This window comes from Streptomyces lydicamycinicus (assembly GCF_000829715.2).
GTDB lineage: Bacteria > Actinomycetota > Actinomycetes > Streptomycetales > Streptomycetaceae > Streptomyces > Streptomyces lydicamycinicus.
The window spans coordinates 250181-275209 of the sequence record NZ_BBNO01000001.1 but is presented as its reverse complement, the minus strand read 5'-3'; the positions used below and the strand labels follow the sequence as shown (position 1 = coordinate 275209).

17 protein-coding genes are annotated in these 25029 nt (G+C 73.4%); 7 read left to right on the top strand and 10 right to left on the bottom strand.

Going from position 1 to position 25029, the window contains the following annotated elements; translation table 11 throughout:
* Positions 1-125: 125 nt before the first annotated feature.
* Positions 126-1007 carry a hypothetical protein gene (locus TU31_RS01170; protein WP_042147472.1) on the top strand — a complete coding sequence of 294 codons (882 nt, stop codon included), beginning with the start codon at positions 126-128 and terminating at the stop codon, positions 1005-1007.
* A gap of 44 nt (positions 1008-1051) precedes the next feature.
* Here TU31_RS01170 and TU31_RS01165 read toward each other — a convergent pair whose 3' ends face one another.
* Positions 1052-2668 (bottom strand): cell division protein PerM, encoded by a 1617-nt coding sequence (locus TU31_RS01165; protein ID WP_245698368.1) that lies wholly within the window; start codon positions 2666-2668, stop codon positions 1052-1054.
* 99 nt (positions 2669-2767) lie between these two features.
* Here TU31_RS01165 and TU31_RS01160 point away from each other — a divergent pair, with 99 nt between their 5' ends.
* Positions 2768-3646, top strand: coding sequence for a sigma factor-like helix-turn-helix DNA-binding protein (locus TU31_RS01160; RefSeq protein WP_052718794.1), 879 nt, complete (start codon positions 2768-2770; stop codon positions 3644-3646).
* A 105-nt stretch (positions 3647-3751) separates the two neighbouring features.
* Here the strand turns inward: TU31_RS01160 and sucD are convergent, their stop codons facing one another.
* The gene (sucD, locus tag TU31_RS01155; protein WP_042147470.1) at positions 3752-4636 is read right to left on the bottom strand and encodes a succinate--CoA ligase subunit alpha; all 885 of its coding nucleotides are present in this window, start codon (positions 4634-4636) and stop codon (positions 3752-3754) included.
* Positions 4637-4656: 20 nt separating this feature from the next.
* Complete coding sequence (gene sucC, locus TU31_RS01150) at positions 4657-5832, bottom strand: ADP-forming succinate--CoA ligase subunit beta (RefSeq protein ID WP_042147467.1); 1176 nt, start codon at positions 5830-5832, stop codon at positions 4657-4659.
* A gap of 864 nt (positions 5833-6696) precedes the next feature.
* On the opposite strand from sucC, the gene TU31_RS01145 reads away from it, so the two are divergent.
* Complete coding sequence (locus TU31_RS01145; protein WP_042147464.1) at positions 6697-7617, top strand: peptidoglycan-binding protein; 921 nt, start codon at positions 6697-6699, stop codon at positions 7615-7617.
* A 133-nt stretch (positions 7618-7750) separates the two neighbouring features.
* Here TU31_RS01145 and TU31_RS37775 read toward each other — a convergent pair whose 3' ends face one another.
* From TU31_RS37775 to TU31_RS01120, 5 genes are all read right to left on the bottom strand, one after another.
* Positions 7751-9187 (bottom strand): hypothetical protein, encoded by a 1437-nt coding sequence (locus tag TU31_RS37775; RefSeq protein ID WP_042147462.1) that lies wholly within the window; start codon positions 9185-9187, stop codon positions 7751-7753.
* Between the two features lie 94 nt (positions 9188-9281).
* Complete coding sequence (locus TU31_RS01135) at positions 9282-10136, bottom strand: hypothetical protein (RefSeq protein ID WP_158894197.1); 855 nt, start codon at positions 10134-10136, stop codon at positions 9282-9284.
* 133 nt (positions 10137-10269) lie between these two features.
* Positions 10270-11550: a VWA domain-containing protein gene (locus TU31_RS01130; RefSeq protein WP_078885487.1), complete on the bottom strand. Its 1281-nt coding sequence runs from the start codon at positions 11548-11550 to the stop codon at positions 10270-10272.
* Positions 11547-13985, bottom strand: coding sequence for a DUF5682 family protein (locus tag TU31_RS01125; RefSeq protein ID WP_042147455.1), 2439 nt, complete (start codon positions 13983-13985; stop codon positions 11547-11549). The genes TU31_RS01130 and TU31_RS01125 overlap by 4 nt, the downstream gene beginning before the upstream one ends.
* Positions 13982-15136 (bottom strand): ATP-binding protein, encoded by a 1155-nt coding sequence (locus tag TU31_RS01120; protein WP_042147452.1) that lies wholly within the window; start codon positions 15134-15136, stop codon positions 13982-13984. The genes TU31_RS01125 and TU31_RS01120 overlap by 4 nt, the downstream gene beginning before the upstream one ends.
* A 167-nt stretch (positions 15137-15303) precedes the next feature.
* Between TU31_RS01120 and TU31_RS01115 the strand changes: the two genes are divergently transcribed.
* Both TU31_RS01115 and TU31_RS01110 read left to right on the top strand, forming a co-directional pair.
* Positions 15304-16665, top strand: a complete 1362-nt coding sequence (locus TU31_RS01115; RefSeq protein WP_042147449.1) for an SWIM zinc finger family protein — start codon at positions 15304-15306, stop codon at positions 16663-16665.
* A gap of 68 nt (positions 16666-16733) precedes the next feature.
* Positions 16734-18497: a DUF5691 domain-containing protein gene (locus TU31_RS01110; protein WP_042147446.1), complete on the top strand. Its 1764-nt coding sequence runs from the start codon at positions 16734-16736 to the stop codon at positions 18495-18497.
* Positions 18498-18669: 172 nt separating this feature from the next.
* Here the strand turns inward: TU31_RS01110 and TU31_RS01105 are convergent, their stop codons facing one another.
* Positions 18670-19128, bottom strand: coding sequence for a cobalamin B12-binding domain-containing protein (locus tag TU31_RS01105; protein WP_042147443.1), 459 nt, complete (start codon positions 19126-19128; stop codon positions 18670-18672).
* A gap of 369 nt (positions 19129-19497) precedes the next feature.
* On the opposite strand from TU31_RS01105, the gene TU31_RS01100 reads away from it, so the two are divergent.
* The gene (locus tag TU31_RS01100) at positions 19498-20430 is read left to right on the top strand and encodes an esterase/lipase family protein (RefSeq protein WP_107070596.1); all 933 of its coding nucleotides are present in this window, start codon (positions 19498-19500) and stop codon (positions 20428-20430) included.
* A 257-nt stretch (positions 20431-20687) separates the two neighbouring features.
* Entirely contained in the window at positions 20688-22451 is a 1764-nt protein-coding gene (locus tag TU31_RS01095) for a M23 family metallopeptidase (protein ID WP_042147440.1), read from the top strand.
* 78 nt (positions 22452-22529) lie between these two features.
* Here the strand turns inward: TU31_RS01095 and pcrA are convergent, their stop codons facing one another.
* On the bottom strand, positions 22530-25007 hold the full coding sequence (gene pcrA / locus TU31_RS01090) for a DNA helicase PcrA (protein ID WP_042147437.1): 2478 nt from the start codon (positions 25005-25007) through the stop codon (positions 22530-22532).
* Between the last annotated feature and the right edge of the window lie 22 nt (positions 25008-25029).

Below are 25029 nucleotides of genomic sequence, written 5' to 3'. Positions count from 1 at the left end.
CCCCCACGGGACGGGGGCGGGCACGGGAGGTAGCGTCAGGCGTAAGACTGCATGCAGTTCGTGGTAACCACGCGCCGGCCGCCGAGGCCCGCGCGCGGACGAGACAAGGGGAAGACACACCTCAGATGACGGACCGACGCCGCCGCGCGGCCCTCCTGCTCCCGCTGCCCGCCACCGCCCCCGGGGTGGTGCTGCTGCCGCGGGAGCGCAAGTCGTCGTCCTCGTCGTCCTCGTCGTCGGAGCCCACCGCCCCGGATTCCCCGGACACCGAGCGGGACAACCCCTTCGCCCCGCCGCCGGCCGGCACCCCCGACCAGGCCTGGCGCCCGCGCCACCCCGCCCCGCACCGGTCCGGCCAGGACGGCGACGGCGACGAGGAGCAGCCGCAGGACGAGTCGACGCCGAGCTGGGGCAGCCAGTGGAGCCCCCGGCAGCCGGGGCGGCAGAGCGGCGGCTTCGGCACCCGGCCCGGCGGGCGCAACGGCCAGCAGGGCGGCCCCGGTGGTCCCGGCGGCCCCGGCGGGCTGCGCTGGGACCCCACCGACCCCGCCCAGCGCCGGGCGCGCTACGCACTCCTCGCCGGTATGTGGTCGTTCTTCTTCGTGCTGTTCAGCCTGCCGGAGGTCGCGCTGCTGCTGAGTGCGCTGGCGATCTACTGGGGCATCAGCTCGCTGCGTGCCAAGCCGAGCCCCGCGAAGACCTCCGCCGCGGCGACCACCGCCGCCATGGAGGGGCGCCCCGCGCCCGCCGCCGAGCAGCCCGACCGCGGCGACCGGCCCGGCGCCCCGGCCACGCCGGGCTCCACCCGGCCGCAGGTCACCTCCGCGATCGCGGGGCTGGTGACCGCGTCGCTGGCGCTGATGATGGTGGCCGCGACCTTCACCGTGCAGATCGTCTACCGCGACTACTTCACCTGCGTCAACGACGCCCTGACGCAGTCGGCCGGCAAGTCCTGCGAGAACCTGCTCCCCAAGGAGCTGCGGCCGCTGCTGAGCACGCAGAAGTAACCACCGGCACGCCTCGGGAGGCGCCCGGGTGCCGGTCCGAGCCGTCAGTCGTCCGCGGGTGCGTCGGGGCCGGTCGCGCCGTTCCCCGTGCCCCCGGGCGGCACGGTCGTGCCGCACCGGACCGCGGCGAGGGCGCCGGGCGGGCCCGTGCCGTCGCTGTCGTTCTCGGTGCCCCGGTCGTTCTCGGTGCCGCTGCCGGTGCCACTGTCGTCCTTCGCGGCGGCGTCTCCGTCGCCCGTCGCGGCACCGCCCTCGCCCTTCGCGCTCACCGGCTCCTGCGGTGCCGGCTCGTGCCGCGGAGCCTCGGCCTCCCGTCGCCGGGCCCGCAGCCACCAGGCCCGTAGCGCGACCGCGGCCGGGATGCCGGTCAGGGCGGTCCAGGCCGCTGCCGCCAGGCCCGTACGCCACCAACTCGGGCCGAAGGCGGCGAGCGCGCCGGTGCCCAGTGCGCCGCCGGCGAGGCCCGCGAGCGCGGCCATGACCACACCGCAGACACCGGCCCCCAGGGCCGCCACACAGGCCGTCGCCCACCAGGACCAGGGGGCTCCCGGGGAACTCGGCGCGGTGGCGGAGCGGGCCGCTTCACGGGCGAGCAGCACTCCCGCCACCACGGGCACGACGGCCACCGCCCAGGTCAGCGGATTTCCGGGGCCGGCGTCCGGCAGCCCGCTGAGCAATGGCAGCTGCGGCAGCACGGGATGTACCGAGGTCCCCAGCGGGGCGACCGTGCTGCCCGCTCCGACGGTGAACCCCGGCCCCAGGCCGTACGCGGCGCCCCAGACGGCCGCGTTCGGGAGCAGGGCCAGGCACAGCAGCAGCACCGTGGCGCGGCCCGCCCAGTCGGGCGCCAGCTGGAGGAGGTCATGGCGTACCCGGCCCGCGTGCAGGCCGAGCGAGAGCAGGGTGAGCAGACCGCCGGCCGCCAGCAGGGCGCCGAGGGCGGCGCCGGCGGCCCGGCAGACGGTGCCTCGGCGGGCGGCGGCGACCCGGGAGCCGCCGAGGAAGGCCCGGAGCCGGCGCGGTGCCCTGGACCTGAGCCGCAGGACCTTGGCGGGCAGCAGCTCGGTGCCGGGGTGACGGAGGAGGCGCCAGGCCGTGCCGCCGAGGATGGCGGCGGTGGTGGCCGGTACGCACAGCAGCACGCTGAGCGGCTCGGCCCGCAGCCGTCCGCCCGAGGCGTAGATCAGCGCACCGGCCACGATCAGCAGATACCCGGCGAGCAGCGCACCGAGCAGGGTGCGCGGCGCGACCCGGTGGGCGGCGTCCGCGGCGTGGCCGGTGGACGGGGCGGGGCCGGGCGGGCCGTCGGCCGAGGTGGCCAGGGCGTGCCGGGCGGCGCGGTGGAGCAGCCATACCGGGAGGACGGCGAGCAGCAGCGGGGGCACGGCGACCGGGGCGGCGGCGTGGGCGGTGGTGCGTACGAGGTCGCCGCCGTGCGCCAGCAGCCACAGGTCGGCGGCGAGATGCAGGGCCCGGGAGGGGCCGCTGTCGGGGTAGGGGGAGGCGACCCAGAGCAGCAGCACGGCGACCGTCAGCGCGCCGAGGCCGAGACCGGCGGCCGTCACACCGCCGAGGAAGGCCGCGCCGATCGCGGAGGAACGCTGGGCGGCGGTCCGGCCGTGCGAGGACAACGTGGGGCCGCGCTCGATCAACTGGCTCACGCCGCCATGCTGCCAACAAGACACCTTTCGGCCATGTACTGGTGAAATGCCCGACGTGTCGCACCGCGCCGACGCGGCGGGTTTTCCACACTGCTCTGTATGACCCAGCGCGAGCAGGCCGCCACCGCCTTCGACGATCTCCACACCCGGCACGCAGCGGCGCTGACCCAGCAGGCGTATCTGCTCACCGGGCGGCCGTGGCTCGCCCGGCGGGCCGTGGAGCGGGGGTTCCGGCTGGCCTGGCAGCGCTGGCCGGAGGTCGCGGTGGATCCGGATCCGGTGGGGTGGGTGCGGGCGGCGGTGTACGAGTACGCGCTGACGCCGTGGCACCGGCTCTGCCCCGGGCTGCGGACCGCCCGCGGCCTGCGGAGGGCGTCGGCCGCCGGGCCGTCGGACCGCGCGCTGCTGCCGGCCCTGCTGCGCCTGCCCGCCCCGTACCGGCGGGTGCTGCTGCTGCACGACGTGGTCGGGCTCGGGCCGGCGGAGACCGCGGCCGAGATCGAGGCGAGCGTCCCGGCCACGGCGGCGCGGCTGGCACACGCACGCGAGCGGCTCGCCGGGCTGGTGCCGGGGCTGGGGCTCGACGGGCAGCCGCCGGCACGGCAGGGCGAGATCCTGCGGGCCCGGATCACCGCGCTGCCGGCCGTGGCGCGGGCGACGCCGCCCGCTGCGCAAGACGTGCGGAGCGGCAGCGAGCGCAGCGCCCGGCTGACCACCCGGGCAGTCTTCGGGGGAACCGGGCTGTTCGCGCTGGTGACGCTGGTGATGATGGCTCTCACCCCGGACCACTACACGCCGCCGGAGCGGGCCCGGGCGACCGCGGCGCACACCCGGACGGCACCGGCCCGGCACCGGGGCACGGAGGCCCGGGATCACCGGAACGCAGCACGGGACCAGCGGAACGCGGCACGGGAGCAGGGGAACGCGGCCGTACGGAAGAAGATCCGGCAGGCCCGGCTGGCCCCCGAGCTCCGCTGATCCTTACGGGCCCCCGGAACGGGCGCGGGCCCGCACCCCAAGGGGTACGGGCCCGCGTCCGGAGCACTGCGCCGCAGGACGGATCCGGCGGCGCGGGAACGCCAATCAGCCGCCGAGGATCTCGCGGGCCAGCCGCGCGGTCTCGGACGGGGTCTTGCCGACCTTGACGCCGGCGGCCTCCAGGGCCTCCTTCTTCGCCTGGGCGGTGCCGGAGGAGCCGGAGACGATGGCGCCGGCGTGGCCCATGGTCTTGCCCTCGGGCGCGGTGAAGCCCGCGACGTAGCCGACGACCGGCTTGGAGACGTTGGCCTTGATGAAGTCGGCCGCACGCTCCTCGGCGTCGCCGCCGATCTCGCCGATCATCACGATCAGGTCGGTGTCGGGGTCGGCCTCGAACGCCTCCAGGGCGTCGATGTGCGTGGTGCCGATGACCGGGTCGCCACCGATGCCGACGGCCGAGGAGAAGCCGATGTCACGGAGCTCGTACATCATCTGGTAGGTCAGCGTGCCGGACTTGGACACGAGACCGATGCGGCCGGGCTTGGTGATGTCGCCCGGGATGATGCCGGCGTTGGACTGGCCGGGGGTGATCAGGCCGGGGCAGTTCGGGCCGATGATCCGGGTCTTGTTGCCCTTGGCCTGGGCGTACGCCCAGAAGGCGGCGGAGTCGTGGACCGCGATGCCCTCGGTGATCACGACGGCCAGCGGGATCTCGGCGTCGATCGCCTCGACGACGGCGGCCTTGGCGAAGGCCGGCGGCACGAAGAGCACGGACACGTTGGCGCCGGTCTTCTCCATCGCCTCGGCGACGGAGCCGAAGACGGGTACCTCGGTGCCGTCGAAGTCGACGCTCGTGCCGGCCTTGCGCGGGTTCACACCGCCGACGATGTTGGTGCCGTCACCGAGCATCAGCTTGGTGTGCTTCATGCCAGTGGCACCGGTCATGCCCTGGACGATGACCTTGCTTTCCTTGGTCAGGAAGATAGCCATGGTTGTTGTGTCCTCGTCCTTTACTTAGCAGCCAGCTCGGCGGCCTTGTCGGCCGCGCCGTCCATGGTGTCCACACGCTGCACCAGCGGGTGGTTGGCCTTCGACAGGATCTCGCGACCGAGCTCCGCGTTGTTGCCGTCGAGGCGCACGACCAGGGGCTTGTTGACGTCCTCGCCCTTGGACTTGAGCAGCTCCAGGGCCTGAACGATGCCGTTGGCGACCTCGTCACAGGCGGTGATGCCACCGAAGACGTTGACGAAGACGGACTTGACGTCCGGGTCGCCGAGGATGATCTCCAGGCCGTTCGCCATGACCTCGGCGGAGGCGCCGCCACCGATGTCGAGGAAGTTGGCGGGCTTGACGTTGTTGTGCTTCTCGCCGGCGTAGGCGACGACGTCCAGGGTGCTCATGACGAGACCCGCGCCGTTGCCGATGATGCCGACCTGGCCGTCGAGCTTGACGTAGTTCAGACCCTTGGCCTTGGCCGCAGCCTCGAGCGGGTTGGCTGCGTCCTTGTCCTCCAGCGCCTCGTGCTCCGGCTGACGGAACTCGGCGTTGGCGTCCAGGGAGACCTTGCCGTCGAGGGCGATGACCTCGCCGCTGGCGACCTTGGCCAGGGGGTTGACCTCGACGAGGAGCGCGTCCTCGGCGATGAAGGTCTTCCACAGGGTGACGAGCACGTCGGCGACCTGGTCGGCGACCTCGGCCGGGAACTTCGCCGCGGCGACGATCTCCTGGGCCTTCTCCTTGGTGACACCCTCGTTGGCGTTCACCGGGATCTTGGCGAGGGCCTCGGGCTTGGTGGCCGCGACCTCCTCGATGTCCATGCCGCCCTCGACGGAGGCCATGGCCAGGAAGGTGCGGTTGGTGCGGTCGAGGAGGTACGAGACGTAGTACTCCTCGGCGATCTCCGGCGCGGTCTCGGCCAGCATCACCTTGTGGACCGTGTGGCCCTTGATGTCCATACCGAGGATCTGGCCGGCCTTGTCGACCGCGTCCTGCGGGTCGGAGGCCAGCTTGACGCCGCCGGCCTTGCCTCGGCCACCCACCTTGACCTGCGCCTTGACGACCGACCGGCCGCCGAGCCGCTCGGTCACCTCGCGCGCCGCCTCAGGCGTGTCGATGACTTCACCGGCCAGCACCGGTACACCGTGCTTGGCGAAGAGGTCCCTCGCCTGGTACTCGAACAGGTCCACGCGCGTCCGTCCCTTGTCTTCTCAGAATCGCCGTAGTGATCGCGGTTCGTTCGTCTGCGATGGGCGTGCCGCGAAGGGCAACGTGACGGCGCTGTCACAGGGGAGGCGTACACGGAGACCGGATACGCGGCATGTCCGTCCGGCAGGTTATCGCCGCAGGAGCTGACGCCCTAAATCGCAGATCACACTCCAGCGGTGATTACCATCACAGATCTTTTGGCCAAGTTACGCCTCCCTGGGATTTCCGCATGTTGTCGGGTGGATTTCCTCCGTCCCGCACGCATATGTGGCACGGATGTGCTCCGCGCCCGGCCGGCCGCCGACTCCGTTGTCACTCACCGTGCGCTCGCATGTTGCGCGCGGTTCGCGCTCTCCTCCCGATACGCCCCCGTGCGCCCCGTCTCAGGCGATTCCGGTTCCGGTACCGCGGGAATCCAGTTGGGAAGAAGTGGCGACTCCCGTGCACAAGACCTCCGCAGGCGGTGTCCGGAATGGCCTCTTGACCCTTCAACTCCCGCTTACGGACACTGTGTTGAGCACATACGCATACTTACGCACCAGGAGTCACACGCCCCGGCGGCCGCCCTCCGTCCCCTTTCTCGATTTCCCGGTGTCCTCGCACTCGGCGCCCGAAGGGATTGGCGGGGAATGCCGACACATACGACCTCTCCCCCGTTTATGCGGAAGAGCTTCCCCGCCGCATCCGCGGCATCACCACCGTCACCCCATCCGTCACCCCGTCCGTCAACCGGCCCGTGACCGCTTTCGCCGACGCACCCGGCGCGCACCGCTCCACCGGCCGATACGGATCACCGGCTGCGCCGCCCCGGCCGCAGCCGCGGTCGACGAGGAAGGAATCGCCTGATGGCCACCCCGCTGACCGCGAGCCGGCTGCTGAAGGCACTGCGCGACGAGGGCCTGGTGGTCCATGAGGTCCGCAGCTGGCGTACGCACAATCGCAATGCGAAGGGCCCCTGGGGCCCGACGCACGGCGTGATGATCCACCACACCGCCACGGAGGGCACCGACAGTTCGGTGGACCTCTGCTACGACGGGCGCTCCGATCTGCCGGGGCCGCTGTGTCTGGGCGTGATCGACAAAAAGGGCGAGGTCCATCTCGTCGGCAACGGCCGCGCCAACCACGCCGGGCTCGGCGACGGTGACGTACTGCGCGCGGTGATCAACGAGGACCCGGACCTGCCGACGGACAACGAGGCGGACACCGACGGCAACCGTCACTTCTACGGCTTCGAGTGCATCAACCTCGGGGACGGCAAGGACCCGTGGCCCGAGGAGCAGCGGGTCGCCATGGAGAAGGTGTCGGCCGCGATCTGCCGGGCGCACGGCTGGAACGAACGCTCGGTGATAGGCCACAAGGAGTGGCAGCCCGGGAAGGTCGATCCGCGCGGTATCGCGATGGATGACCTGCGCGGCCGGGTCAAGAAGCGGCTGGCGAAGCCGGCGGAGGGCGCGCCGGAAACGGACGGCACGGAGCCGGACGGCTCGGGGCCGACGCCGCCGGAACCGCAGCATCCGCGGTACGAACCGTTTCCGGGCCGGGACTTCTTCCGGTCGGGGACCAGCAGCCCGGTGATCACGGCGATGGGTGAACGGCTGGTCGCCGAGGGGTGCGACCGCTACGAAGAAGGCCCCGGTCCGGAGTGGACCGAGGCGGACCGCGCGTCGTACGCGGCCTGGCAGCGCAAGCTCGGCTTCCGTGGCAAGGACGCGGACGGGGTGCCGGGGAGGGTCAGCTGGGAACGGCTGCGGGTGCCCAACTCGTAGTGGACGGCGGCTTGTTGCCGCGCAAATACACCAAGGCCGGGCGGACCTCCCCCACAGAGGTCCGCCCGGCTGTTCATGGGTGTTCCGGCATCGGTCGCCGCCGCGACCGGGAGCCGGTGGTGCCGGCTGCGGCTCAGACGGCCTGAACCGGGAGGGCCGGCAGCGCCGGGATGTTGGCGGCGTTGGTCAGGTCGGCCAGGTCGGCGGGCACGGCCGGGACGGCGACGGCGTCGGTGACGTTGGCCGGGACGGCGGGCACCGCGGGGGCGGCCGGGACGGCGGGCACGGACGGGACGGCCGGGGTGGCCGGGAGGGCGTCGGTGACGTTGGCCGGGACGGCGGGCATGGCCGGGGCGGCCGGGAGGGCGTCGGTCACGTTGGCCGGCACGGCGGGCACGGCGGGCACGGCCGGGGCGGCCGGAACGGCGGGCACGGCCGGGACGGACGGGGTGGCCGGCACGGACGGGGTGGCCGGCACGGACTTCGCCGGGGTCAGGCTGCGGACGCCGGTGACGGCCTGGCCCGCGGTGCCCTGCGCGTCGGTCACGACGACGGTGGCCAGGCCCTGCGCGAACGGGGCGGCGTCAGCGGCCGCACCCTGGGCGAAGGCCACCGCGTCGGCCGCCTTGCCCTGGGCGAACGGGGCAGCCTTGCCGGCCTCACCCTGCGCGAACGGCACCGCGTCGGTGGCCACGCCCTGGGCGAACGGCACCGCGTCGCTCGCGGCGCCCTGCGCGAACAGCTGCGCCTGGCCGCCGACGACGGTCACGAACGGGGTGGCCTGGCCGGCCGCGTCACCGGCGAGCTGACCGGCACCGCCGACCGCACCCTGGGCGACCGGCACGACCTTGATGACGACCCGGCGGGCGACGGGCGGCAGCACGTCGGCGGCGGTCTGGTCGACGACCGGACGCGCGGTGGCCAGCGCACCCTGGGCCTGCTTCGTCAGCTGCTCGGGACGGATGCCCGCACCGGCGAGACCGGCCAGCAGGTTGTCGGCCGAGCCAGGGGCCTTGGGCAGTGCGGGGGCCTTGGGCAGTGCGGGGGCCTTGGGCAGCGCCGGGGTGCCGGGCAGGGACGGGACGCCCGGGGTGGCGGGCAGCTTCGGAACGGCGGGCAGCGTGCCGTCCGTGAGGCGGCCGGCCTGGCCGAGGTCGGCGCCCTTGGCGGCCTTCTTGACGGTCTTGACGGCCTTCTTGGCCTGCTTCAGCCCGGCGGCCTTGCGCACCTCACCGGTGTCCGGCAGACCGGCGCCGTCGGCCGCGCCGGTCACGTCGCCGGTCTGCGGCAGCTTGCCGGTGGGCAGGTTCGGGGCCGACACACCACCGAGGGCGCCGGTGGCCTTGCCCGCCACCTCGCCGACCGTCTTCTCGGCGGTCTCGGCGGTCTTGGTCGCGGTGCCGGCCAGATCGCCGGTGGGCAGCTGCTTGGCGGTGTCGGTGACCGTGCCGGTGGACGGCAGGTCCGAACCGACGGGCAGCTCGGCGGCGTTGGCGGCGGCGGAGCCCAGGGCCCACAGACCGGTGGCGGCAGCGGCAACGACGATGGAACGACGGATGGTGGAGCGCATGGAGGTGAAGTCCTTCGAATTCGGAGGGGTTTGACGGGCAGACCTGTCCCGCCCCCGCGCGGCAGGTCCAGTTACAGACGCGGAGCGGTCTGCCCTAGCCCGGGAATTCGAGGATTTCTTCGGCACGCCGACGCGTCGGAGCGCCATCGGCCGTGCGGACGCCACCGGGCAGCAGCCGGAAGCGCGTGGGGTCCGCCGGGGCGGCGGCGTACTGGTCCCCGCCACGGGGGCCGTGGCCGTCACCGGCGGTGTGCGAGGTGGGCGCCACCGGGCCCTGCGGGTACCCCGGAAGGCCGTCGTGGCCCGGGTCCCGCTGCTCGTGAACAGCCGAGGAGCCCTCGGAGACCGGCTGGTGCAGGTCGTCGAGGAGCTGCACCGCCTCGGCGACGGCAGCGCGGTCGGCCGTGGCGGCGGTCCGCGAACCGGCCGACGGTGCCTCGCCCGGCGTACGGCCGTGCCCGTGCGGGCCGCCGTCTCCGGGGTGTTCGGTGCGCTCACCGGACGGGAGGTGCACGGGCAGCGCGGCACCGGCCGAGTCCCCGATCTCCCGTACGACGCGGCTCACCGGCTCGGTGACCGGTGCGGTCTGCTCGGCGGTGGGCCGGACGGCCTTCGCCACCCCGTCGGACGCGGCGTGGGTGCGCTCGGCGAACCGCGCACCGGTCTCCTCGCCCCGGTCGGTGACCGCGGCGCGGGAACCGGACAGCCGGCTCGCCCCGTCCCGGGTGGCGGCCCGGTCCGGGGTGGACGCCTCGGCCGCGGGCCGCGCCGGGGCCGAGGCCCCGGACAGCTCCGCGCTCTGCGCGCGGTCGTCGGCATGGGCGCCGGGACCGAAGGCGAAGCCGAGGGCGACGAAGCCCGCCAGGAAGAGCCCGGCCAGCAGCGCACGCCGCACGGCCACCGTGCGCGGCAGGCGCACAGTGGCAGGCAGGGCGAACACAGCAGACAAGGGGGACCTTCCCATACGGACGGGGACACCCGAGGGACATGTCCCTGGCGTCACGCGCGTCGCGGGCGATCGAGCGATGAGCTGATACTTGCATGGGCAACCAGGTGCCGCGCAAGTCCCCCCGGGGCACCTGTCACCGTTGCTCCGCCATGTCCGGTATGGGCAGCGGCCGTTTCTCGATCGCGGCCGCCATCACGTCCGGGAAGAGGTCCGGAGTGCAGGCGAACGCCGGTGCGCCCAGGGCCGCGAGGGCCGCCGCGTGGTCCCGGTCGTAGGCGGGCGCCCCCTCGTCGGACAGTGCGAGCAGCGTCACGAACTGCACACCGGACGCCTTCATCGCGGCCACCCGCTTGAGCATCTCGTCCCGGATACCGCCCTCGTAGAGGTCGCTGATGAGGACGACGACGGTGTCGGCGGGGCGGGTGATACGGGCCTGGCAGTAGGCGAGCGCGCGGTTGATGTCCGTGCCGCCGCCGAGTTGGGTGCCGAAGAGGACATCGACCGGGTCGTCGAGTTGGTCCGTCAGATCGACCACCGAGGTGTCGAAGACGACCAGCCGGGTGTCGAGGGTCCGCATGGAGGCCAGGACCGCGCCGAACACCGAGGCGTAGACGACCGAGGCGGCCATCGAACCGGACTGGTCGATGCAGAGCACCACGTCCTTCTTCACCGACTGCGCGGCGCGGCCGTAGCCGATCAGCCGCTCCGGCACGACCGTGCGGTACTCGGGGAGGTAGTGCTTGAGGTTCGCCCGGATCGTGCGGTCCCAGTCGATGTCGCGGTGGCGCGGCCGGCTGATACGGGCGGAGCGGTCCAGTGCGCCGGTGAGGGTGGCGCGGGTGCGCTGCGCCAGCTTCTTCTCCAGCTGTTCGACGACCTTGCGGACGACGGCGCGGGCGGTCTCCTTGGTGGTCTCCGGCATGACCTTGTTGAGCGACAGCAGGGTGCCCACGAGATGCACATCCGCCTCGACGGCCTCCAGCATCTCCGGCTCCAGCAGCAGCGCGGACAGCCCCAGCCGGTCGATGGCGTCCCGCTGCATCACCTGCACCACGGATGACGGGAAGTACGTCCGGATGTCGCCGAGCCAGCGGGCCACCCCGGGCGCCGAGGCTCCGAGCCCCGCCGAACGCCTGCCGCCGTCGGCCCCCTTGGCGCCGCGGCCGCTCTCCCGGCCGTAGAGCGAGGCCAGCGCGCCGTCCATCGCGGCGTCCCGGCCGCTGAGCGCACACCCCGTGCCGTCCGCGCCGCCACCACCGAGCACCAGCCGCCAGCGGCGCAGCCGTTCGGCCTCGGGGGTGTCGGGCGCGGCGGCGAGTGTGGTGGCCGGGTCCTCGCCCGGGGCCGTCGTCGTTGCCGGGGTGGTGGCCGTGGGCGTGGCCGGGGCCGTCGGGTCCGGTGTCGTGGTGGTCATGTCCGTGCCCCCGTGAGGTCGTCGGCCGGCCGGGAGTCGCCGGCCGGGCGGGATGGGTCCGGTTGCTCGTCGTCGAAGCCGTGCTGTCCGATGCCCAGCAGCATGCGGAGCGTGGGGAGGACGGCCGCGGCACGGTCGCGGTCCAGGCCGGGGCCGAAGCCGGGCACGGCCGCGTCCGGGGCGTCGCCGACCGGGTGGCGGGGTGCCGTCGCGGGACCGCGGCGGACCAGCTCGCCGAGGGTGCGCCGCACTCCGGTCTCGTACTCCGCGAAGGTGCGGCGCAGCAGCGGGAGGACGTCGGTGAACGCGGCGTCCGGCACACCGGTCAGCCAGCCGTCGACCAGCGCCAGCAGGCGGGCGTCGTGGACCAGCAGCATGCCGCCGTCCCCCCCGCCGGCGAAGCCCTCGATCCAGCCGGCGGCATCGGTGGGCGGGTTGCCCGGCGACAGGGCGAGTGCCATCAGCCGCTCCGCTCCCCCGTCGCCCAACTCGCCGTCGTCCAGGAGGAGCCGGGTCGCCCGGCCGCGGAGCAGACCCGGCACGGCGTCCCGTTCGCTGACCGCCCGCAGCACTCCGGCCCAACGGGCCCGCAGCTCCCCTCCCGCCTGCCGCTCGCTCTCCGGCCGGCCGAGCAGGCCGACGGCCTGGTGGGTGGCGTCGAGATGACCGCGCATCTCGGCGGCACCGTCGGCGTCCAGCCCCAGGCAGGCCGGTGGCAGTCCGACGAAGACCCGTTCGGCCAGGCCCGTGGCCACCTCGCGGAGCGCGGCGGCGTCCGTGCCGCGCACATCGCCGTAGCGCACGGACCGTACGAGAGCGGGCAGCGCCTGGGCGAGATGGCCCACGTCCGCGTCCAGCGCCGCGCGGTCCGCGAGCGCCTGCATCACCACCGGGAGGGCGTCGGGGAGTTCGGCGAGCAGACAGCGCTCGGCGAGCGCCGTGACCTCGGCGAGGCCGGCCGCCCCGGCCGCCTCGGACGCGGCCTTGGCGGTGGCGGCCGAGAGCACGGTCGTGCCCCAGATGCCGGCCTCCGCGACCCGTACGGCGAGCTCCGGCTCCCAGCGCAGCCGCCAGGTCTCCCGGAAGGTGCCCGTGCTGCCGCGGGAGCGGGTGGGCTCGCCCCAGGGGATGCCGAGCAGCCGCAGCCGGTGCAGCAGCCTGCTGCGCCCGGCGTCGGTCTCCTTGCGCAGATCCAGTTCCAGTTCCCGTTCCAGCACCTCGGGTTTGAGCCGCAGCGTCCGGCGGCTGCGGTCGATGTCCTGTTGCAGCGGCACCGCGGGGGCGTCCTCCGGGACCTCGCCCAGCACCTCCCCGACCACCAGCCGGTCATGGATCAGCGAGGACGGGGCATCGGTGCCGTCGCCCATGACGGCGCGCACCGCGTCGTCCAGCTCCGTCAGCCCGGCGAGCGGGCGGCCGCGGACCGTGGCCAGCCCCTCGGCGAGCCGCACCGCTTCGATGACTTGCGCCGACGAGACGGCGTAGTCCTCCTCGCGGAGCAGCCCGGCGACCTTGGTCAGCCAGCGTTCCACCGGGCGGTCGGGGGCGCTGAAAAGATGGCCGTACCAGCCGGGGGAGGCGATTCCGGCGCCGTAGCCGCTGCGGCGGGAGAGCCGGCGGTGTGTCCAGGGCACCCAGGTCACCGCCGTCTTCACCTTCGGCAGGCCCTTGAGCAGCTGCCGGTCGGCGGTCAGCGTGGTGCGCCGCGCCAGGGCGGGGACGTGCCAGGCGCCGCACACCACGGCGAGGTCGTCCCCGAACTCCCGTCGCGCGGCCCTCAGCCGGAGCCGCATATGGGCCTCCCGCGCCGGGTCGCGGTCATGGCCCCCGTCGCCGTAGGTCTCCCGCAGCGCGCCCATCGCCTCGGCCAGCGCGGCGAACGGCGCCAGCGCGTCCGCGCCGGCTCCCCCGCTCCCGCGGTGCTCGATCACGTCCTCCCACCAGCGCTCGGGGTCGTCGTACCCGGCCGCCTCGGCCAGCACCCCGATCGGATCGATCCGCGCCTCGGCACCGGAGCGGGCCTCCTGCCCGCCGGTCACCTCGTCCGCCGCCTCCTGATCGTCCGCCGTCCCCTCGTCGTCCCTCTGCGCCAGGGAGTGCGCCGCGGGCAGATCGATGAAACGGACGGGGACGCCGTGCGCCAGCGCCCAGCGCATCGCCACCCACTCCGGGGAGAACTCGGCCAGCGGCCAGAACGCGGCGCGGCCGGGGTCGTCCTGCACATGGGCGAGCAGCGCGACGGGCGGCCGCATCCCCTCCTGTGCGGCCAGCGGCACCAGTTCGTCCGCCTCCGGCGGCCCCTCGATCAGGACAGCGGCCGGCCTGCACTGCTCCAGGGCGGCCCGCACCGCCCGTGCCGATCCGGGGCCGTGATGGCGCACCCCGAGCAGCACCGGCCCGCCCCTGTGGGTCGTTCGCCCGCTGCGCTCGCTCATGCGCTCACCTCGCGGCAGGCGCGGTAGAAGTCCTTCCAGCCGTCGCGCTCGCGCACCACGGTCTCCAGATACTCCTGCCATACGACCCGGTCGGCCGCGGGGTCGCGGACCACGGCGCCGAGGATCCCCGCGGCCACGTCGCCGGAGCGCAGCACACCGTCACCGAAGTGGGTGGCCAGCGCCAGCCCGTTCGTCACCACCGAGATGGCCTCGGCCGTGGAGAGGGTGCCGGACGGCGACTTGAGCTTGGTCCGGCCGTCGGTGGTGAGGCCGGACCGCAGTTCGCGGAAGACCGTGACGACCCGGCGGATCTCGTCCAGGCCCTCCGGTCCGGCCGGGAGGTCCAGCGAGCGCCCGAGCTGCTCGACCCGGCGGGAGACGATGTCCACCTCCTCGTCCGGGGTGGCGGGCAGCGGCAGTACGACGGTGTTGAAGCGGCGGCGCAGCGCGCTGGAGAGTTCGTTGACCCCCCGGTCGCGGTCGTTGGCGGTGGCGATCAGATTGAAGCCGCGGACCGCCTGCACCTCCTGCCCCAACTCCGGGATGGGCAGGGTCTTTTCCGACAGGACGGTGATGAGCGTGTCCTGTACGTCGGCGGGGATACGAGTCAGCTCCTCGACCCGCGCGGTCATGCCCTGCGCCATCGCGCGCATCACCGGGCTGGGCACCAGCGCCTCGCGGCTGGGGCCCTGCGCGAGCAGCTGGGCGTAGTTCCAGCCGTAGCGGATCGCCTCTTCAGGGGTGCCGGCGGTGCCCTGCACCAGGAGGGTGGAATCACCGCTGACGGCGGCCGCCAGATGCTCGGACACCCAGGTCTTGGCGGTACCGGGCACGCCCAGCAGGAGCAGTGCGCGGTCCGTTGCGAGGGTGGTCACGGCGACCTCGACGATCCGGCGCGGGCCGACGTACTTGGGGGTGATGACCGTGCCGTCGGGGAGGGCGCCGCCGAGGAGATAGGTCGCGACCGCCCACGGCGAGAGCCGCCAGCGCTCCGGCCGCGGCCGGTCGTCGGCCGCCGCGAGGGCCCGCAGCTCGCCCGCGAAACTGTCCTCGGCATGCGGCCGCAGCGCCTCGCCGCCCGCGGCTTTTGGCGCCGCCCCCGCGGTCTGCCGGCTCTTGTCGTCGGTCGTCCCGAAGCTGTTCGCGGACATGGCTCCCCCTCGTCGCACGGTGTGCGGCCGGCACCTCGCAATCGCGGCGGCCGCTTGCGGAATCCACCCTGCACCACGCCACTGACAATCACCCGAAAAGCGGCTCTGGCCTGCGAGTTCCTCGCGGCCCACGGCGATTGTCAGTGGGGCGCCGTAGCGTCGGAGACATGAATCCGCAGGGGGAACGCTGGACGACGGATCAGGTGCTCGCACTGGCACCTGACGAGGCATCACACAGAGCGGGCGGCAAGCTCGCGGCGCCCGGACCGTGGTCGGAAACGGGCGCGGACGGGGGCGCGGTGTGGGGGCGGTGCAAGGGCAGCGGCAAGAAGCCGTATCAAACGGTCGTGGACCTCAACGGGCCCGCCTTCACGTGCAGTTGCCCCAGTCGTAAGTTTCCCTGCAAGCACGCCCTGGGGCTGCTGCTGCTCTGGGCGGGCGACGGCGGAGAGGTGCCGGCCGGGGAGCCGTCCCCCTGGGCGGGCGAGTGGCTGGCCGGACGGCGGGAGCGGGCCGGGCGGGCCGCGGGCGCGCCCTCGGGCGCGGGCGCCCCGTCGCGTGCACCCGCGGACCCGGAGGCCGCCCGGCGGCGGGCGGAGCGCCGGATGCAGCGGATCGGCGCCGGCGCCACGGAGCTGGAACAGCGGCTGGAGGATCTGCTCCGGTCCGGACTGGCGTCGGACGGGAGCGGGGGCGGCTCCTGGGACGAGACGGCGGCCCGCATGGTCGACGCCCAGGCCCCCGGACTCGCCGCGCGGGTAAGGGAGTTGTCGTCAGTAGTGGCGTCCGGGCCGGACTGGCCGGCCCGGATGCTGGAGGAGTGTGCCCTGCTGCACCTCCTCGACCAGGGGTTCCTCGGCATCGAGCGGCTGCCGGGCCCGCTCGCGGCGACGGTCCGCGCGCGCGTCGGGCTGACCACGGAAGCGGCGGACCTGCTGACCGGCTCCGATACGGCGACCGTCCGGGACCGCTGGCTGGTGCTCGCCCAACAGGACAGCGATGACGGCAAGTTGCTCACCCGCAGAATCTTTCTGCGGGGCGAGCGGACCGGCCGGATGGCGCTGCATCTCTCCTTCGGCGGCTCCACCGGCCGCCCCCTGGACCTGGCGCTGCCGCCCGGCCTGGTGCTCGACGCGGACCTCGCCTACTACCCGGGTGCCCGCCCGCTGCGTGCCGTCTTCGGTGAGCGGCACGCCCCGGTGACCCACGGGCCGGTACCCCCCGGCGGTGGCATCGACGCCGCCCTGGCCGCCTACGGCGATGCGCTGCGCGACGACCCGTGGCTGGATTCCTGGCCGGTGGTGCTCAGCGAGGTCACCCCGATACCGAGCCGCGACGGGACGGGCTGGCAACTGGCCGACGCGGACGGCGAGTCGGCACTCCCGCTCGACCCGCGCTGCGTCGGCCGGACGAGCCTGTGGCAGCTGGTCGCCCTGTCGGGCGGGGCCCCGATCACGGTCTTCGGCGAATGCGGCCATCGCGGCTTTCTGCCGCTGACCGCCTGGGACCCCACCCCGGTGCCCCTGTGACCCGCCTCAGGGCCACGACACCCCGGCCCGCCCGAACGCCGTCCACCACCGATGCCTGGAGGAAGGGCATGACGCGCACCACCCCCAAGACTTCACCCACCCCCACCACTTCACCCGCCCCCGCCGCCGCGGCCACCCCGGCCGCCCCCGCTCCCTGGTCCGATCTCGTGAGCGCCGCGCTGCTGGGGACCGGGCGGCGGACACCGCCGGTGGCGGCGCGGCCGGGGCAGGGCCCCGGGGCCGCGCTGCTGGACGCGGCCGCGGTGAGCACGGTGCGCCGGCGCGCCGCCCTGCGCCCTGCCCCGGCCGGTGAGCGGCCCGCCCCGGCCCCGGCCGACCCACGGCCCCCGCTGCCGTCCGCGGCCCGCCGCCGGCTGTCCCTGCTGCTCGCCGACCGCGGCGCCGGCGGAGGCGGCAGCCGCCGTGGCACGGCCCCCGACCTCACCGAGCTGCTGCCCCAGTGGCTGACCGCCGCCGTCGACCACGGCTACCGCGCCCCGGAGGTCTTGCTGCCCGCGCTGCTCGACGCCGCCCGGGCCCGTACGGACCTGCGGCCCGCCGCGCTCGCCCTGGCGGGGCCGCGGGCCCTGTGGCTGGCCCGGCTCAACGACGAATGGAAGTTCGCGCTCCGGGGGACCGGCAGCCGGGCCGGGCTCCCGGGCGACGGCGACCCCGTGGCCGTACGGCGCACCTGGGAGGAGGGCCTGTTCGCGGAGCGGGTCGCCCTGCTGACCGCCCTGCGCCGCCACGACCCGTCCGCGGGCCTGGCGCTGCTGACCACGACCTGGTCCACGGAACGGGCGGAGGACCGCCTGATGTTCCTCGACTCACTGCGCGCGGACCTCTCGGCGGCCGATGAGCCCTTCCTCGAACAGGCCCTCTCCGACCGCAGCCGCAATGTCCGCGCCACGGCCGCCGAACTGCTCTCCACGCTGCCCGGCTCCGCCCTCGCGGCCCGTATGGCGCAGCGGGCGCACACCTGCATCGGCCTGGACCGCACGGCCGGCGCACCGGTGATCGCGGTGGAGGCACCCCATGAGTGCGATCCGGGGATGCAGCGGGACGGCGTGGCCCCCAAGCCCCCCTCCGGACGGGGCGAACGGTCCTGGTGGCTGAGCCAGTTGGTGGAGGCGACACCCCTGGACGGCTGGCACGCACGCTTCGCGGGCCGGGACGCGGCGGCGATCATCGCGCTGCCGGTGGGCGACGACTGGCGGACGGAGCTGCACGATGCCTGGTGCCGCGCCGCCGTGCGCCAGCGGAACGCCGACTGGGCGCGGGCGCTGCTGGGGGCGCCGGCCGCACCGTCCCAGGCCGCCGAGGTCGCCCCGGCCGGCTCCTCACGGGACCTGACGAAGCTGCTGACCGTGCTTCCCGAGGACGAACGGGCCCGGTGGGTGGCGGAGTTCATCGCGGCGCACGGCCTGTCGGAGGCCTTCCGGATGCTCGGGGTGTGTGCGGTCCCGTGGGCCGAGCCGCTCGGCGGAGCGGTGGTCGACGCCCTGGACATCGCCCGGGACGCGGGCAGCTATCCCTGGAGCTTCAGCGGGGTGATGGGCCTGGCCGAGCGCTGTCTGGACCCGGCCGCCGCGGACCGTCTCGACATGCTCACGGCCGTCACGGACGAGCCGGAGGGCGCCTCGCCCGGCTCCGGCGGCTACTGGTCCGAGGCCTTCCAGCGCCTGGTCGGCACCCTCCGCCTGCGCGCCACGATGCGTACGGAACTCACCCCGCCACCCACCGGCGACGACACCGGCCCCGCCCCGGACCGCAAAACCGAAGCCGCACCCACCACCCCCCACGGGGCCGCGCCGGGCCCCCGCGTGCCATGACCACGCACAGCAAGACCGCCCACAGCAAGACCGCGGACACCAAGACGGCGGACATCAAGGTCACGGTTACCAGGCCCGCCCCACCGTGGCCGCGCGTACCAGGGCCCGCAGCCCCGGTCCCCCACCGCGGCCCGGCGGCCGGGCCGGGCCGCCGCACCGGCTCCGCGGTGTCTCAGACCGCCAGCGAGCGGACGTTCGCGTGGACCCACTCCACGATCGAGGCGGTCGTGGCGCCCGGCGTGAAGATCTCCGCGACGCCCTGGGCCTTGAGCGGGGCGATGTCCGCCTCGGGGATGATGCCGCCGCCGAAGACCTTGATATCCGCCGCGTCCCGCTCCTCCAGGAGGGCGATGACCTTCGCGAAGAGGGTGTTGTGCGCCCCGGAGAGGATGGACAGCCCGATCGCGTCGGCGTCCTCCTGGATCGCGGTGTCGACGATCTGCTCGGGGGTCTGGTGCAGCCCGGTGTAGATCACCTCCATACCGGCGTCGCGCAGCGCCCGCGCGATGACCTTGGCGCCCCGGTCGTGCCCGTCCAGGCCCGGCTTGGCCACCACCACACGGATCGGCCCCGACCTGCCCGCCGCGCCCTGGCTCCCCGCTTGCGCTCCGTCATGCCGAGCCACACTCATCACTGCCTCCAAGCCATGCACGGCACTGTGGTGCCGCCGAGCCGACAATCGATCGCGCGACCGCGATCCGGCGGCCACGAGCGTGAACGAACGTTATCGCCAGCATCCCGTACCCAGCCGTTTCGTGACATCCGGGGAGGGGGAAATCACACACGGGACACGTTCGCTACGCGCCGCGTCCCGCGTGTCGTGCCGCCGGAGCCGGGCGGCGCAGGGCGCGGGCCGGGCGCACGGGGAGCAGCCGGGCCACCGAGCCGCCGGGTAAGCGTCAGCGCGATCAGTCGCCTGCCCGTCATCGCCGCCCAGGGCTTCCCACGAGGGCATACGGGGCTCGACGCCGCCTTCCGCGTGCCGTTCGGGAGGTCGGCCATGCAGGCCCTGCCCTTTCTCTCCGCACCCCTTCTGATCGCGCGCCTGGTTTCCACACCGCTCCGGTGCGCGCGCCTGCTGCCCACCCGCGCCTCTTCCCTTCTCCTGCGCAGCACGGTCGTGGACCTGGCGATCCTCGCCGGCCATCTCGTCCTCTATCCGACCGGCATCTCCCAGGAACGCCCCATGCCACGACCCGCACCCCCTCCCGCAGCCGAGCCCCCGGAGGGGTTCCTGGAGCCGGCGGCCCCGCAGCCCGCCCCCGGCGCGCCCACGATGCTGCCGACCGAGGGCCGGGCCCATCCGCCGGTCCTCCTGCTCCACGGCTTCATCGACAACCGCTCCGTGTTCCTGCTGCTGCGCCGCTCACTGCACCGGCACGGCTGGCGCCATGTCGAGGCGCTCAACTACTCCCCGCTAACCTGCGATCTCCGTAAGGCCGCCGAGCTGCTCAGCCGCCATGTGGAGGAGGTCTGCGCCCGGACCGGCCATCGCCGGGTGGACCTCGTGGGCCACAGCCTCGGCGGGCTCATCGCCCGCTATTACGTACAGCGGCTGGGCGGCGACACCCGCGTCCGTACGGTGATCACGCTCGGCACCCCGCACTCCGGCACCCGTATCGCGCCCCTGCTGTCGGCGCACCCCCTCGTCCGCCAGATGCGCCCCGATTCCGAGGTGATAGCGGAGTTGGCGCGGCCCGCGCCGAATTGCCGCACGCAATTCGTGGCTTTCTGGAGTGCCGAGGACCAGGTGATGGTTCCGGCCACGACAGCGAGAATCAGTCACCCTGATTTGCTCGCGTACAACGTGCATGTCGCCGGTGTCGGACATCTCGCCCTGCCGGTCAATGGCACCGTCGCCGCCGGAATACGGGAAGCGCTGGCAGCGGCGGAAACCGCGGAAGGAGCCGCGGAGACCATTTCGGTGGCCTGACCGGCCGACCGCGACGACCAGCCAGGCGTCCACGGGAGGCCGTCACGACGCCGTATCGCCGCCGCATCCACGACATGATCTTGACGAGAAGTCGAACAAACTTCGAACGAGGCGCCAAGAGCTCGCATGGGGACTGCCGAAAGGCGGCCAAATGCCCGATCTGGCCTAGCCCAAAACCAGTTGAAGATTGTCGCCGTCGCGTACCGCCGGGTACAGTCGCCGCTAATTCTCCTGCTGCCGAGGCGAAAGAGAAGTTGGTGAACGACCGTCACCCCTCGGGGGCCCAGCCTCCGACCGGCTCTCCAGCCGACGCCTCGTATGCGCATTACCCGGCCTACGACTCCTATGCACCGCAGGCCCCGGCCGGCGTTGCCGAATACGGCGACGGCGACCCCCTCTTCGGCTCGCTCCCCGGCTCGTACGAGACCGGTATGTACGACACCGGCACCTATGACACCGGGATGTACGACACCGGTACACACAGCGCGACGGGCGCCTACGGCATGAGCGTCTACGGCACCGGCACATACGGCACCGATACCTATGACACGGGGACATACCCGGCGGGCGACGGCTATGCCACCGGCGCGTACGACACCGGCAGCTACGCCTCACCCCAATGGGACACCGGCGCGTGGGAGACCGGCGGATGGGACACCGGCGCCTATGCCGCCGCCGACCCGCACACGTCCGAGGCGGGCTACGACCCGTACGCGCACACCACCTACGACGCCCCGGCGCAGGACGCGAGCGCCTACGCCTCGTCCGGGTTCGAGACGGCCGGTTACGACGCCACCGCGTACGGTCACGGCGGCTACGACACCGGGAGCTATCCCACCGGCGCGTATGACACCGGCAGTTACGCCACCGGCGCGTACGAGGCCGCCGACACCTTCGACGCCTTCGACCGGCAGGCCACCGCGCTCCAGGAGACCGCGAGCTACGAAGCCACCGCGATCTGGTCGACCACGGACCAGGACCTGCTCGCCAACATCCCGGCGCAGGCCGGGCCGCCCCCGACCGACACCCTCCAGTGGGACAGCGCCACTTGGGACGAGGCCGGACACTTCAGCAACGACGGCCCCGACGGCGACCGGCCCGCGGACGACCCGTACGACACCGGCCGGGCCGAGGCGGACGAGCACTCCCCCGGCGACGCCGAGGACTACAGCGAGGCCGCGGCCGTGGCGGACGCCATGACGCAGGCCATGCCGATCACCCCCGCCGCCCCCGCCCCCGTTGGCCGGCGGGTCGCCGGGCCGGACACCGGGAAGGCCGTCCGCGGCCGGGGCCGGCGGCGTACGGCGAAGCGGTCGGCACTGCTGACCGTCGCGGTGCCGTCGGTCGCCGCCATGGGCGTGTGCGCGGTGGCCGCCGCGTCCGTCACCGGCTTCGGCGGGGACGACCAGAGCGAAGCGACCGCCCAGGCCGCGCCCGACGCCGGGGCCGTCAAGCCGGCCGCGGCCAACAACAAGCTCGACACCCAGCTCGCCGGACTCAGCGCCAGCGCCGACGACTTCCGCGACCGGGCCAGCCGTACCCAGGAGCGGATCGACCTCAAGGAGCGCCAGGCGCAGGAGCGCAAGCGCAAGGCGGAGGAGGCGGCCCGCAAGGAGGCGATGCGGCCCAAGTTCCTGCTGCCGGTCAAGCAGCACGGGCTGAGCGCCCAGTTCGGCCAGGCCGGGGTGAACTGGATGTCGCTGCACACCGGTATCGACTTCCCGGTCAGCTACGGCACCCCGGTCATGTCCGCCACCGACGGCACCGTACGCACCCAGTGGAACTCCGCCTACGGCAACATGGCGATCGTGACGGCGCCCGACGGCACCGAGACGTGGTACTGCCATCTCAGCAGCACCAAGATCCGCTCCGGTTCGGTCAAGGCCGGTGACCAGATTGCCTATTCGGGCAACTCCGGCAATTCCACCGGACCGCATCTGCACTTCGAGGTGCGTCCCGGCGGCGGCGCGGCGGTCGACCCGCTGCCGTGGCTGCGCGACCACGGCCTCGACCCGAACTGACCGCCGACGACTCCGTCGAAGCCCCCGAGGCATGTGCCCGGGGGCTTCCGGCTTCCCGCTTCCCGCTTCCCGCTTCCGCTACAGCTTCTCCACCGGCGCGTACCGCAGCAGCAGCCGCTTGGGCTTCTCGCCGCCGAAGTCGATCGTCGCCTCGGCGTTGTCACCGCTGCCCTTGACGCCGACGACCGTGCCGAGGCCGAAGCTGTCGTGGGTGACGCGGTCGCCGATGGCCAGTGAGACCACCGGGCGGTCCGAGGTGCGGCGGGTCGCAAAGCCACTGGGACCCTTGGCGCGCGACGACGACAGCGAGGAGCCGAAGCCGCCTCCGCCGCCCGCCGACAGTCCGCCCATGGAGGCGGACGGCGTCGCCGGGCCCGTCCGCTTCCACTCCACGTAGTCGTCCGGGATCTCCTCCAGGAACCGGGAGGGCGGGTTGTACGAGGGCTGGCCCCAGGCGCTGCGCATCGTCGAGCGGGTGACATAGAGCCGCTCGCGGGCGCGGGTGATGCCGACATAGGCCAGCCGGCGCTCCTCCTCCAGCTCCTTGGTCTGGCCCAGCGAGCGCATGTGCGGGAAGACGCCGTCCTCCATGCCGGTCAGGAAGACCACCGGGAATTCCAGGCCCTTGGCGGTGTGCAGCGTCATGAGGGTGATGACGCCGCTGCCTTCCTCGTCCTCGTCCGGGATCTGGTCGGAGTCGGCGACCAGGGCGACCTGCTCCAGGAAGTCGGAGAGGGTGCCGGGCCCCGGGGCGGCAGCCCCTGATGTCGCAGCTTCCCCGCGGTCCTGCTCGAATTCCAGGGCGACGGCGGCGAGTTCCTGGAGGTTCTCGATCCGGGTCTCGTCCTGCGGGTCGGTGGAGGCCTGGAGCTCGGCGAGGTAGCCCGTACGCTCCAGGACCGCTTCCAGGATGGTGGCGGGGCCGGCGCCGGACTCGACGATGGTCCGTAGCTCCTCCATGAGGACGTTGAAGCGCTTGACGGCGTTGGCGGAGCGGGCCGCCATGCCGTAGGCCTCGTCGACCCGGCGCAGCGCCTGCGGGAAGGTGATCTTCTCGCGGAGGGACAGGGCGTCGATCATCGCCTCGGCGCGGTCGCCGATGCCGCGCTTGGGAACGTTGAGGATGCGGCGCAGCGGGACGGTGTCCTCGGGGTTGGCGAGCACCCGCAGATAGGCGAGCACATCGCGGACCTCCTTGCGCTCGTAGAAGCGCACACCGCCGACGACCTTGTAGGGCAGCCCGACCCGGATGAAGATCTCTTCGAAGACACGGGACTGGGCGTTGGTGCGGTAGAAGACGGCGACATCGCCGGCCCTGGCGTCCTTGGCGTCCGTCAGCCGGTCGATCTCGTCGGCGACGAACTGGGCCTCGTCGTGCTCGGTGTCGGCGACATAGCCGGTGATCTTGGGCCCGGCGCCGGCGTCCGTCCAGAGGTTCTTGGGGCGGCGGTTCTCGTTGCGCTCGATGACGGCGTTGGCGGCGGACAGGATCGTCTGCGACGAGCGGTAGTTCTGCTCCAGCAGGATCGTGGTCGCGTCCGGGTAGTCCTCCTCGAACTGGAGGATGTTGCGGATCGTGGCGCCGCGGAAGGCGTAGATCGACTGGTCGGCGTCACCGACGACGCAGAGCTCGGCGGCGGTCTCGGCGGGGCCGACCAGTTCGCGTACGAGGGTGTACTGGGCGTGGTTGGTGTCCTGGTACTCGTCGACGAGGACATGACGGAAGCGGCGGCGGTAGTGCTCGGCGACGTCCGGGAAGGCCTGGAGCAGATTGACCGTCGTCATGATGATGTCGTCGAAGTCCAGGGCGTTGGCCTCGCGCAGCCGTGCCTGGTACATCGCATACGCCTCGGCCAGCGTCTTCTCGAAGCCGTCGGCGGCCGTCCCGGCGAAGGTCTCCTCGTCGATGAGCTCGTTCTTGAGGTTGGAGATCTTCGCGCTGAAGGACTTGGGCGGGTAGCGCTTGGGGTCCAGATCCAGATCGCGGCAGACCAGGGCCATCAGGCGCTTGGAATCGGCGGCGTCGTAGATCGAGAAGGACGAGGTGAAGCCCAGCTTCTTGGACTCGCGGCGCAGGATGCGGACGCAGGCGCTGTGGAAGGTGGAGACCCACATGGCGTTCGCGCGCGGGCCGACCAGTTCCTCGACGCGCTCCTTCATCTCACCGGCGGCCTTGTTGGTGAACGTGATCGCGAGGATCTGGCCCGGGTGAACATGCCGCTCGGCGAGCAGATGCGCGATGCGGTGGGTGAGCACCCGGGTCTTGCCGGAGCCGGCGCCGGCGACGATCAGCAGCGGGCCGCCGGTGTGCACCACGGCGGCCTTCTGCTCGTCGTTGAGCCCCTCCAGCAGCGTCGCCGGGTCGATGACGGGGCGGGCGGCGCCGTCGCGGTAATACGACTCCCTGGGCACGGGCGCGTCGAACCTCCCGCCGAAGAGGTCGGCGGGGATCTCCTCCGGGGCCGGGCCGTGCTCGTCCTCGGGGGGCGGGGGGTGCTCCTCCTCGCCCTTGGGGCCGAGGTCCGCCAGGAAGCTGTCGTCAAAGAGGCTGCTCATCGCCCACCGAGTCTAGGCCGCC

Excerpts from the sequence above, each read along its gene's own strand:
- TU31_RS01170 (WP_042147472.1), top strand. The coding sequence starts at position 126 with ATGACGGACCGACGCCGCCGCGCGGCCCTCCTGCTCCCGCTGCCCGCC.
- TU31_RS01160 (WP_052718794.1), top strand. The coding sequence starts at position 2,768 with ATGACCCAGCGCGAGCAGGCCGCCACCGCCTTCGACGATCTCCACACC.
- sucD (WP_042147470.1), bottom strand. The coding sequence starts at position 4,636 with ATGGCTATCTTCCTGACCAAGGAAAGCAAGGTCATCGTCCAGGGCATG.
- TU31_RS01145 (WP_042147464.1), top strand. The coding sequence starts at position 6,697 with ATGGCCACCCCGCTGACCGCGAGCCGGCTGCTGAAGGCACTGCGCGAC.
- TU31_RS37775 (WP_042147462.1), bottom strand. The coding sequence starts at position 9,187 with ATGCGCTCCACCATCCGTCGTTCCATCGTCGTTGCCGCTGCCGCCACC.
- TU31_RS01130 (WP_078885487.1), bottom strand. The coding sequence starts at position 11,550 with ATGACCACCACGACACCGGACCCGACGGCCCCGGCCACGCCCACGGCC.
- TU31_RS01125 (WP_042147455.1), bottom strand. The coding sequence starts at position 13,985 with ATGAGCGAGCGCAGCGGGCGAACGACCCACAGGGGCGGGCCGGTGCTG.
- TU31_RS01120 (WP_042147452.1), bottom strand. The coding sequence starts at position 15,136 with ATGTCCGCGAACAGCTTCGGGACGACCGACGACAAGAGCCGGCAGACC.
- TU31_RS01115 (WP_042147449.1), top strand. The coding sequence starts at position 15,304 with ATGAATCCGCAGGGGGAACGCTGGACGACGGATCAGGTGCTCGCACTG.
- TU31_RS01110 (WP_042147446.1), top strand. The coding sequence starts at position 16,734 with ATGACGCGCACCACCCCCAAGACTTCACCCACCCCCACCACTTCACCC.
- TU31_RS01105 (WP_042147443.1), bottom strand. The coding sequence starts at position 19,128 with ATGAGTGTGGCTCGGCATGACGGAGCGCAAGCGGGGAGCCAGGGCGCG.
- TU31_RS01100 (WP_107070596.1), top strand. The coding sequence starts at position 19,498 with ATGCAGGCCCTGCCCTTTCTCTCCGCACCCCTTCTGATCGCGCGCCTG.
- pcrA (WP_042147437.1), bottom strand. The coding sequence starts at position 25,007 with ATGAGCAGCCTCTTTGACGACAGCTTCCTGGCGGACCTCGGCCCCAAG.